Consider the following 11,564-nt stretch of genomic DNA (forward strand, 5'->3'; position numbering starts at 1 on the left):
GAACAGCAGACGTCTGGCACCCCTCCCCACCGGGGAGGGGCCGGGGGTGGGGTAACGAGGCCGAGAAACCCGGCGTTTCTGCCGCCAGCGCTGCTGCTGCTGCTCAGCGGCAGCGCTTTAATCCGGGCCGGGCGCAACCCCAGGGGCCCGGTTGGGGTAAGGAGGTAGCTACCGAGCGGTTGGGGAGGCGCGGGTTGATTTATGCAGGAACTACTTCGGTCTACTTCGTTGCGCTTCGTTTGGGTCCTGCTGCTGGGGCTGGGCCTCGCGGGCCGCGCAGCCGCGCAGCCCGCCGCCCAGGCGGCTCCGCCGCCCGCTGGGGCTCCGCTCACGCTGCCGGAGTGCGTGCGCTACGCCCTGCAAAACCGGCCCCTGGTGCACCAGGCCCAGCTCGATGCGCAGGTGAACGAGGCCGACATCCGCATCGGGCTGGCCGGCTGGCTGCCGCAGGCGGGGCTGAATGCCAACGTGCAGCGGGCCTTCCAGCTACCTTTTGTGGTGCTGCCCAACGCCGAGGGCGGCGTGGCGCCCCGGCAAATTGGCTTGCGCAACACCTCCAACATCAACCTGAGCGGCACCCAGGCCATCTATAATCAGGACGTGTGGCTGGCGCGGCGGCAGGCCCGCCCCTCCCGGCAGTACGCCCGCCAGAACATTGCCTTGGTGCGCACCAACGTGGCGGCCGACGTGAGCCGCACCTTCTACGACGTGCTGCTATCCCAGCAGCAGGTGCGCGTGTACGAGGCCGACCTGCTGCGCCTGGCCCGCGGCCTCAAGGACGCCCGCGCCCGCTACGAGGCCGGCGTGGCCGACAAGATTGACTACAAGCAGGCCGAAATCGCGCTCAATACCTCGCGCGCCGCCCGCAAACAGGCCCAGGAAAGCGCGAAAGCCAGCACCGCCCAGCTCAAGGAGCTGATGGGCCTGCCCGGCGCCCAGCCCCTGGCGTTGCGCTACGACTCAGCCCGCCTGGAGCTGGACGCCGCCCTGGACACCACCACCGGCTTGAACCCGAACAACCGCCTCGAAATTCAGCTGCTGCAAACCCAAAAGACCCTGCAAGCCGCCCAGATTGGCTACTACCGCTGGGGCTTCCTGCCCGCCGTGGGGGCCTACGGCAACTACAACACGGTGTTTCAAGACGACAATTTCGGCGACCTGTACAGCCGGCGCTTCCCCAACTCGTTCGGGGGCGTGCAGCTCACCTTGCCCATTCTGCAGGGCGGCCGGCGCCTGCAAAACCTGCGCCGCGCCCGCCTGCTCGACCAGCGCCTCGACGAGGACGTGACCGCCACCCGCAACACCATTAACACCGAATTCGAGCAGGCCCTGGCCAGCTACAAAGGCTTTTACGCCGACTACCAGTACGGCAAGCAAAACCTGGCCCTGGCCCGCGAAGTGTTTCGGGTAGTCGACCTGCAGTACCGCGAAGGCATCAAGCCCTACCTGGACGTTATCGTGGCGCAATCCACGCTGCGCTCCGCGGAATTGACCTACAACGTGGCCCTGTTTCAAGTGCTCATGAGCAAGGTGGAAGTGCTGCGCGCGCGGGGTGAGCTGGCGGTGGAGTAAATGGAGCAACTAGCCAAGAAAGCACGTCATGCCGAGCGCAGCCGAGGCATCTCGCTCGCATCGTTGCAACGATAGAATTACTGCTGCACGCAAGATGCTTCGGCTGCGCGGACGCCAGATAAGCATGACGCTTTATTACTGACTGGCCCAATTATCAACCCACCTGCCCACTATGCCATTCCTCCCTTTCCGAAAACTCAGGCACCCCATGCTGCTCAGCGGCTTGCTGCTGGCGGTGGCGTGCGGCAAAAAAGACGAGGAGGCCAAGAAGGAAGGCGGTGAGCAGGCCGGCCCCACGCCCGTAAAGCTAGCCACGGCCCAGGAGCAGCAGGCCGTGTACTACGACGAGTACCCGGCCCGCGTGGCGGCCTTGAACATTGTGGAGCTGCGCACGCAGGTGCCGGGCTTCATCACGGCCATTTACTTCAAGGAAGGCGAGGTGGTGAAGAAGGGCCAGCCGCTGTATGAGATTGACCGGCGCAAGTACCAGGCCGCCGTACGCGAGGCCCGCGCCGGCGTGCAAAGCGCCCAGGCCCAGCTCGCCAACGCCCGGCTCAACCTGGCCCGCTACCGGCGCCTAGCCGCGCAGGATGCCATTGCCGGGCAAATCGTGGACAACTCGGTGACCACCGAAGCCAGCGCCCAAGCCCAGCTGGAAGTGGCCCGCGCCGCCCTGGCCACCGCCCAAACCGACCTCGATTACTCGTTGGTGCGCGCGCCGTTCACGGGCCGCATTGGCATCTCACAGGTGCGGCTGGGTGCGCAGGTCACGGCCGGCAGCACCTTGCTCAACACCATTTCCAGCGAAGACCCGGTGGGCGTGGACTTCGTGGTGAGCGAGCAGGAGCTGAGCCGCTTCCAGGCCCTGCAGGGCGAGCAGCAAGGTGCCTTGGGCGCGCAGGATTCGAGCTTGCGGCTGAGCTTGCCGGGCGGCAAGGTGTACGGCGGCCGCGGCCGCATCCGGGCCGTGGACCGCGGCGTGGACAACCAGACCGGCAGCGTGCAAGTGCGCCTGCAGTTCGACAATCCCGGCCGCGAGCTCAAAGACGGCCTCACGGTGACGCTGCGGGTGCTCAACGAGCAGTCGGGTCGCCGCGTGGTGGTGCCCAACCAGGCCATCCTCGACCAGATGGGCGAAAGCTTCGTGTTTGTGGTGCGCGACACCGTGGCCCTGCAGCGCAAGGTGGAGCTGGGCCCGCGCCTGCGCGACGAAATTGTCATCCTCAAGGGCCTGAAAGCCGGCGAAAAGGTGGTGGCCGAGGGCCTGCAGCAGCTCCGCGACAGCGCCACCGTGACCACCGGCCCGCCCCGCAAGCCCCCCGGCAAGGACGGCAAAAGCGGCAAGAAAAGCGCGGGGGTGAGGTTCCCCGCCTGCGCCACCTTTTCTCCTTCCCTACCCGCCGCGCATGATAGCCGAAACCTTCATCCGCCGGCCCAAGACGGCCATTGTGTGCTCAGTACTGATTGTGCTGCTGGGCGCACTGGCCATCTTCAACCTGCCCATCACGCAGTACCCCGACATCACCCCGCCCACCGTGTCGGTGACCGGCAACTACGTGGGGGCCGACGCCCAGACCGTGGAGCAAACCGTGACCACGCCCGTGGAAACGCAGGTGAACGGCGTGCCCGGCCTGAGCTACCTCAACAGCTCCTCGGCCAACAACGGGCAGATGAGCATGACGGTGAACTTTGAAGTGGGCACCGACATCGACGTGGCGGCCCTGGATGTGCAAAACCGCGTGGGCATTGCCCTGCCCCGCCTGCCCGAGGAAGTGCAGCGCCTGGGCCTGACCGTGCGCAAGCGCAACCCGAGCATCCTGCTGCTGGTGGCCCTCTACGCCCCCAAAGGCACCCACGACGTCACGTTCCTGGACAACTACGCCAACATTTACCTCAAAGACGCCCTGCTGCGGACCAAGGGCGTGGGCGACATCAACGCCCGGGCCGACGACTTTTCGATGCGCGTCTGGCTCAAGCCCGACAAGCTGGCCCAGCTTGGCCTCACGGCCCAGGACGTGACCGACGCCCTGCGCGAGCAAAACGCCCAGATTGCGGCCGGCTCGCTGGGCGGCGCCCCGCAGCAAAAGGGCCAGAGCTTCGAGTACACGGTGTTTGTGCGCGGGCGGCTGCTCTCGGCCGAGGAGTTCGGCAACGTGGTGGTGCGCACCGTGCCCGCCACCGGCAAGCTGGTGTACCTGCGCGACGTGGCCCGCGTGGAGCTGGGCAAGTACAACTACGCCAACCAAAGCTTCGTGGACGGCAACCGCGCCGCCTACCTGCTGGTGTACCAAGCCCCCGGCTCCAACGCCCTCGAAACCTACGACAACGTGCTGGCCACCATGGAGCGCCTGAAAAAGCAGTTCCCCGCCGACGTGGACTACCTGGTGCCGTTCGAGGCGGCCTCGGTGGTGAAGGTGTCGGTGAAGGAGGTGTTCCAGACCATGCTGGAGTCGCTGGTGCTGGTGGTGCTGGTGGTGTTTCTGTTCCTACAAAACTGGCGGGCCACGCTCATCCCCACGCTGGCCATTCCGGTGGCGGTGGTGGGGCCGTTCATTGCGTTTCCGCTGCTGGGCTTCACCATCAACACGCTCACGCTCTTCGGCCTGGTGCTGGCCATCGGCATCGTCATCGACGACGCCATCGTCATCGTGGAAGCCACCCAGCGCAACATGGACGAGAAGGACATGGGGCCCACCGAGGCCACCATCGCGGCCATGCGCGACATTTCCACGCCGGTCGTCACCACCAGCATCGTGCTGGTGGCCGTGTTCGTGCCGGTGGCTTTCATCGGCGGCATCACCGGCCGCCTCTACCAGCAGTTTGCCCTCACCATCGCCGTGTCGGTGGTGCTGAGCACGTTCTCAGCCCTCACCTTCACCCCCGCGCTGTGCTCGCTGATACTGCGCAAGAACAAAAACGCGGAGAAGAAGGCGGACGAAACCTCACCCCCCGACCCCCTCTCCGAGGGAGAGGGGGAGCCAGACGCTAAGAAAGAGAAAGACCGGGAGCAGTTTGACGCAACCGCGAAATCGTCAGGCTCCCCCCTCTCCGCGGGAGAGGGGGGCCGGGGGGGTGAGGTTCCCGTGGAGGGCGACCAAAAACCCAAAAGCAAAATGGGTTTCCTGGCCCGCTTCTTCGCCTGGTTCAACAAAAAATTCGACACCCTAACCGAATGGTACACCAACCGGGTGAAATTCGGCCTGAAGTACCCGCGCTGGATGATAGGCGTGGTGGCGGCCGTGCTGGTGGGCACCGGGCTGCTGTACCGGGCCAAGCCCGCCGGCTTCGTGCCCACCGAGGACGAGGGCCGGCTCATCGTCACCTTCACCCTGCCCGAAGCCGCCAGCACCGAGCGCACCGTGGCCGTGCTCCAGGACATCATGAAGGAGATGAAGCGCACGCCGGGCATCAATCACTTTTCGGGCCTGGCGGGGCTGAACGCCATCAACTTTTCCTCGAAATCGAACAGCGGCACCGTGTTCGTCCAGCTCAAACCCTGGGACGAGCGCGGCGATGACGGCCTGAGCGCCCCGGACCTGGTCGACACGTTGCAGCGCCGGCTGGGCCGCTTCCGCGACGCGCGGGTGGTGGTGATTCCGCCGCCGGCCATTCCGGGCCTGGGCAACACCTCGGGCTTCTCGTTCGTGCTGCAGGAGCGCGAGGCCCAAACCGACATCCAGCGCTTCGACCGCACCTTGCAGGGCTTCTTGGCAGCGATGAAAAAGCGGCCCGAAATCGCCAAGGGCTTCTCGTTCTTCACGGCCAACACCCCGGCTTACCGCCTCGAAATCAACCGCGAGAAGTGCAAGCAGCTCGGCGTGAGCATCGCCGACGTGGGCCAGGCCCTGCAAACCTACCTGGGCTCGGCCTACGTGAACGACTTCACGCTCTACGGCCGCACGTTCCGGGTGGTGGCGCAGGCCGATACCGCCTACCGCGGCGACATGAGCGACCTGGCCCAGTACTACGTGCGCAACGAGAGCGGCCAGATGGTGCCCCTGAGCACCCTCACCAGCTACGAGCGCACCGCCACCGCCCCCCTCATCTCGCACTACAACCTGTTCCGCTCGGCCGACATCAACGGCGACCCCGGCGAGGGCTTCAGCACCGGCGACGCCATCACGGCCCTGGAAGAAGTGGCCGCCGAAAACCTGCCGCCCGGCTACGGCTACGAATTCTCGGGCCTGAGCCGCGAGGAGCAATTGGCCGGCTCGCAAAGCCTCTACATTTTTGCCCTGTCGCTGGTGTTCGTGTTCCTGGTGCTGGCCGCGTTGTATGAGAGCTGGACGGTGCCGTTTGCCGTGCTCGTATCGGTGCCGGTGGGCTCGCTCGGTGCCATCCTGACCCTCACGCTGGTGCCCGAACTCACCAACAACGTGTACGCCCAAATCGGCCTCGTCACGCTGGTGGGCCTGGCTGGCAAAAACGCCATCCTGATTGTGGAGTACGCCAAGGAGCGCCTCGAAGCTGGCACCGACCTAGTGGAAGCCACCCTGGAAGCCGTGCGCCTGCGCTTCCGCCCCATCGTGATGACCTCGCTCTCGGCCATTCTGGGCGTGGTGCCGCTCATCATCGCCAGCGGCGCCGGGGCCATCAGTCGCCAGCACATCGGCTGGACGGTATTCGGCGGGCTGTTGGTAGCCACCGCCGTGGGCACGCTCATCGTGGCCGTGTGCTACGTGCTAATTACCCAGCTAGCCTACAGCAAAGACGAATTGGAAGGCTTCAAGCAGAAAGCGGAGGAGGCCAAAGCCAAGGAGGACGAGGGTAAAGCCGACGCGCCACCCGCCGAGCCCGCCCCGGCGTAAAGCTCCGCGCCAAAACGGGCCCGTCGGATTGCGGCAACCCGTATACTTGCCCCATGAAAACGTTGCTCCTGCCCGCCAAAACCTACCGCCTCAACGGCCGCGTGTGGCTCGAAACCGAGGACGGCCGCTTCCTCGGCATCGGCCGGCTGGAGCTGCTGGAGCACATTGCCGCGCTGGGCTCCATCTCGAAGGCGGCGCAGGCCATGAGCATGTCCTACAAGCGGGCCTGGGACTTGGTCAGCTCCCTGAACGCGCAGGCCGCTGTGCCGCTCGTGGCCACTCAAACCGGCGGCACCCGCGGCGGCGGCGCCGTGGTGACCGCAGCCGGCCACGAAGCCATTACCGCTTTCCGCGCCTTGCAAGCCCGCTTTCAGGAGTTTATGACCGTCGAGACCCAGCGGCTGCAAGCCTAGGAAGCAAGCAAATCGTCGTTATATCTTTGTGAATATAACGCTCGGTACTTAGCTGCTTGCTTCGATGCTGTTTCCTGACCTGACCGCCGCCCGCCGGCTTCCCCGTTTCCGTCTCGGTTGCCTGCTGGCGTGCCTCAGCGCGGTCTTGGCCATTCCTGTCACAGCGCAGACCACCGCACCCGCCAAAGCCCCAGCGCCCGTTTCGGCCGAAGCCCCGGCACCCGCCGCGGCCGGCGTGCTGGTGAGCGGCGCCGGCCTGGCGAAACCCGTGCGCGTGACTGACGCGCAGCTAGCGAAACTGCCACGGCTGCAAGCCACCCGGGCCGGCCACGACGGCACGCCCCGCACCTACTCCGGCGTGGACCTCTACGCCGTGCTGCTGGCCGCCGGCGCTGACCTCGCCCCGGCCCAGCTGCCCGGCAAGGGCATGGCCCACTACGTGCAGGTAGGCGCCGCCGACGGCTACCAGGCTGTGTTTGCCCTGGCCGAGCTCAGCCCCGACTTCGCCCCCAGCCCCGTGCTGCTGGCCGACCGCTGCGACGGTCAGCCCCTGCCCGCGGCGGCCGGCCCCTACCAAATCATCGTGCCCGCCGACAAGAAAATGGGCCGCTGCGTGCGCCAGGTGCAAACCCTGCGCATTGCCGCCGCGCCCCGGCCATGACGCGGGCACCTCCTTCCTTTCTCTCAAAATCCTACTACTATGCCTCAACGCTTACGCACGGGGGTGCGCCTCGTCCTGCTGCCTGCCGGCCTGGTTTCCGGCTTCGCGGCCCACGCTCAAACCGCCGCGCCGGCCGACACCACGCGCAAAAACGTGAGCCTGACCGAAGTGGTGGTATCCGCTTCCCGGATCGAGGAAAGCTTTTTGCAGTCGCCGGTGACGGTGGAGAAGCTGAATGCGCGGGCGCTGCGGCTCACGCCCGCGCCGTCGTTTTTCGATGCCATCGAGCACCTCAAAGGCGTGCAGGTGATTACCCCCAGCCTGGGGTTTAAGGTCATCAACGCCCGCGGCTTCACCAACACCACCAACGTGCGCTTCGCCCAGCTCGTGGACGGTGTGGACAACCAGGCGCCGCACATCGGCGGGCCCATCGGGAATGTGCTCGGCCCGAGTGATTTGGACATTAACAGCGTGGAAATTGTACCCGGCACGGCCTCGGCACTTTATGGGCTGAACGCCATCAATGGCCTGGCCAATTTCCAGACTAAAAATCCGTTCAGCTCGGAGGGACTGAGCGTGCGCCAGCAAACGGGCGTCACCCACCTCAACGACCCGAACCTGCGCGCGGCGGAGCGGGACGGCTTGTCGGAAAACACCTACTTCGAAACCAGCGTGCGCTACGCCAAGGTGCTGGTGGCGGACAAGCTGGCCTTTAAAGTCAACGGCACTTACCTGCGGGCCTACGACTGGGTAGCCAACGACCAAACCGACCTGTTCCCCAACGGCAACGCTACCACCGGCCTGTTCGGCGCCGACAACCCGGCCCGGGACCCGGTGAACCGCTACGGCACCGAGTCGTCGAACCGCAGCACGCTCCCGCTCGGCGGCCGGCAGTGCGTGGTGGCCCGCACCGGCTACGACGAGCGCGACTTGGTGAATTATAATCTGAATGTGCTCAAGGCCGACGCCGCTTTGCACTACCGTTTCCGGCCCGGCACCGAGCTGGCCTACACCTACCGCGTGGCCGGCTTCGACAACGTGTACCAGCGCTCGAACCGCTTCCAACTGCAGGATTACAGCCTGCAGCAGCACGCCCTGACCCTCACCACGCCCGTGGTGCAGGCCCGCACCTATTTTACCCAGGAAAACACCGGCAAAAGCTATAACCTGCGCTCCATGGGCGAAAACATCGACCGCAGCTTCAAGCCCGACGCCCGCTGGAACACCGACTACACCGCCGCCTGGAACGCCGCCACGGCCGCCGGCCAGCCCCTGGCCGAGGCCCACGCCAGCGCCCGCCTCGCCGCCGACGCCGGCCGCCTGCAGCCCGGCACCGCGGCCTTCGACCAGCGCCTGGGCGAGCTGCAGGACATCAACAATTGGGACCAGGGCGCCGCCCTGCGCGTGCGCGCCGACCTGCTACACGGCGAAACCCAGGTGAACCTAGCCGAGGCCCTGCGCCGCAGCGGCGGCCTCGCCCTGCCCGCCAACTTCGACCTGCTGTCCGGCCTCGACCACCGCAGCTACATCGTGGTGCCCGACGGTAACTACTTCATCAACCCCGAGCCGGGCCAGGACCCGCTCCGGGACAACCTGACCTACGCCAAAACCGGCGGCTTCGCCCAGGCCGGCGGCCGGTTTCTGGCCGACAAGCTGCGCCTCACCGCCACGCTGCGGGTGGACAAAAACGACTACTTCGACGTAAAATTCAACCCGCGCTTCACGGCCGTGTTCTCGCCCACGCCGCGGCAGAACTTCCGCCTCAGCTACCAGAGCGGCTACCGCTTCCCCAGCTTATTCGAGGGCTTCAGCAACGTGAACAGCGGGCAGGTGAAGCGCATCGGCGGGCTGCGCGTGATGTCGGACGGCGTGTTTGAGAACAGCTACCTGCGCACCAGCATCGACGCCTTCAACACGGCCGTTACGGCGGCCATCAACGCCAATACGTCGTCGCAAACCACCGCGCAGAAGCGGGCGACGGCCGTCCTGGCCAACCAGGGCACGCTGGTTAAAAACCCCTACACCTACCTCAAGCCGGAATACATTCGCTCGCTGGAAGTAGGCTACAAAGCGGCTTTTGGTCCCGGCAGCCGGCTGCTTTTTGACGTGGACTTCTACTACAACTCCTACCGCGACTTCATTGCCCAAGTGGAGGCGTACGTGCCCCAGACCAGCGCCGGCGTGGCCCTCAACACGGGCACCGACCTCAACACGATTGCCACGGCGCTGAACACCACCACGGCACCCGCCGGGGGCGTCCGGGGCCAGGCCCGCTACCGCCTCTGGACCAATTCCCAAAGCCAGGTCTACAACTACGGCGGCTCCTTGGGCCTGCGCTACGAGCTGGCCGGCGGCTACCTGGCCGGCGCCAACACCACCTACACCCGCCTCGACCGCACCGAATCCGGCGACGGCCTGGAAGACGGCTTCAACACCCCGCGCCTGGCCTACAATCTGAGCCTGGGCAACGAAAACGCCTACCGCAACTTCGGCTTCGGCCTCAATTACCGCTGGCAGCAAAGCTACTTTTCCCAAACTTTCCTCGTCGTGGGTACCGTGCCCGCCTACTCCACCCTCGACGCCCAACTCAGCTACACCGTGCCCAAGCCCAACCTGCGCCTCAAGCTCGGCGCCAGCAACGTGCTCAACGACTACTACGTGTCCTACCTCGGCGGGCCTAGCGTGGGTGGGCTATACTACCTGGCGGTCACGTATCAGGTGTTTTGACCTCACCCCCAGGACCTCACCCCCAGCCCCTCTCCCAAGGAGAGGGGAGCCTGACGACTGATAACGTTTGCTTGCGTTTGGCTCCCCTCTCCGCGGGCTTCGCGCATCAAGCGAACCGGGGCCGGGGGTGAGGTTACCGCTAGAACACAAAAAAGGCCCGCTCTCATCGAGCGGGCCTTTTTTACTCAGCGCTTGCTACTTGAGCAGCTTACTTACTTGCGCTTCACCGGAGCCTTGCGGACCGGGGCCTTGCGAGCGGGGGCTTTTTTCACCGGGGCCTTCTTCACCGGGGCGGCTTTCACCGGCTCGGGGGCGATGGTCGGGGCCGGGCCGTACTTCACCTCCGAGGCGTTGGGGTCGCCGGTGAGGTAGAGGTCGAATTCGACGCGACGGTTGAGGGCCTGGCCGGCGGCCGTGGCGTTATCGGCAATCGGCTTGGTTTCGCCGTAGCCGTGCGACACGATGCGGTCGGCGGGCACGGCCTGGCTCAGCATGTAGGTGCGGGCCGAGGCAGCGCGGTCGTCCGAGAGGCGCAGGTTGTAGTTGTCGGCGCCCTTGCTGTCGGTGTGGCCCGAAATGCCCAGGGTGTAGTCCGGGTACTCGGCCAGCACGGCGGCCAGGTCTTTCAGCGTTGGGAACGAGGTGGGCAGCAGCACGGCCTTGTTGAACTCGAAGTTGATGTACTTCGTGGCCTCCTGCAGGCGCTTCTTGGTTTCGGCTTTCACCTCGGGGCAGCCGCGGTTCGAGGCCGGACCGGCGCGGTCGGGGCACTTGTCCTCAAAGTCGGGCACGCCGTCGCCGTCCTTGTCCAGCGGGCAGCCGGTGGCGTCCACTTTCACGCCGGCCGGAGTGGTGGGGCACTTGTCGTCGCCATCGCGCACGCCGTCGTTGTCGCCGTCGGGGCAGCCCTGCAGCTCGGCCTTGCCGGGCGTGTCGGGGCACTTGTCGTCGCCGTCGCGCACGCCGTCGCCGTCGCGGTCGGGGCAGCCTTCGAGGGCTGCGAGGCCCTTCTCATCGGGGCACTTGTCTTGGTAGTCGGGCACGCCGTCGGCGTCTTTATCCAAAGGGCAGCCGGTGGGGTCCACGGCCACACCTTTAGGGGTGGCGGGGCACTTGTCCTTGCGGTCGGCCACGCCGTCGCCGTCCTCGTCCTTCATCTTCCCGAAGGCGAAGGTCAGGCCCACGGTGTGCTGCAGGTAGCGGTCGTCGGAGCTGTCCTCGTCCCGGACGGGGTCGCCGTCGATGTTCGCCCCGAACGGCAGGTGCTGGCCGGTCTGCACGAACAGGCCGACGCCGTCGGTGATGCGGAAGTTGATGCCGGCGGCCGCGAAGAGGTCAACGTTGGTGTCGTTGCCCTCGATGTTGGCGTCCTGGAACGTGCCT

Annotated in this window: 6 protein-coding genes and 1 pseudogene; 6 read left to right on the forward strand and 1 reads right to left on the reverse strand. The window is 66.1% G+C overall.

Translation table 11 applies throughout. From position 1 onward, the window contains the following. Positions 1-201: 201 nt before the first annotated feature. From RMO51_RS21830 to RMO51_RS21855, 6 genes and pseudogenes are all read left to right on the forward strand, one after another. Positions 202-1,572, forward strand: a complete 1,371-nt coding sequence (locus RMO51_RS21830; protein WP_310398110.1) for a TolC family protein — start codon at positions 202-204, stop codon at positions 1,570-1,572. 208 nt (positions 1,573-1,780) lie between these two features. Further along, positions 1,781-2,857 (forward strand): annotated as a pseudogene (locus RMO51_RS21835) (efflux RND transporter periplasmic adaptor subunit); the annotation flags it as partial. Positions 2,858-2,978: 121 nt separating this feature from the next. Beyond that, positions 2,979-6,380: a multidrug efflux RND transporter permease subunit gene (locus tag RMO51_RS21840; protein ID WP_310398111.1), complete on the forward strand. Its 3,402-nt coding sequence runs from the start codon at positions 2,979-2,981 to the stop codon at positions 6,378-6,380. Positions 6,381-6,433: 53 nt separating this feature from the next. Continuing rightward, positions 6,434-6,793 (forward strand): LysR family transcriptional regulator, encoded by a 360-nt coding sequence (locus RMO51_RS21845; RefSeq protein WP_310398112.1) that lies wholly within the window; start codon positions 6,434-6,436, stop codon positions 6,791-6,793. Positions 6,794-6,938: 145 nt separating this feature from the next. Beyond that, positions 6,939-7,454, forward strand: a complete 516-nt coding sequence (locus RMO51_RS21850; protein WP_310398113.1) for a molybdopterin-binding protein — start codon at positions 6,939-6,941, stop codon at positions 7,452-7,454. A gap of 39 nt (positions 7,455-7,493) precedes the next feature. After that, complete coding sequence (locus tag RMO51_RS21855) at positions 7,494-10,181, forward strand: TonB-dependent receptor domain-containing protein (RefSeq protein WP_310398114.1); 2,688 nt, start codon at positions 7,494-7,496, stop codon at positions 10,179-10,181. Between the two features lie 212 nt (positions 10,182-10,393). Here the strand turns inward: RMO51_RS21855 and RMO51_RS21860 are convergent. Next, the coding region (locus tag RMO51_RS21860) for an OmpA family protein (RefSeq protein ID WP_310398115.1) at positions 10,394-11,564 on the reverse strand (1,171 nt) is incomplete at its 5' end.

The sequence above is a fragment of the Hymenobacter sp. genome (genome assembly GCF_031398885.1).
GTDB lineage: Bacteria > Bacteroidota > Bacteroidia > Cytophagales > Hymenobacteraceae > Hymenobacter.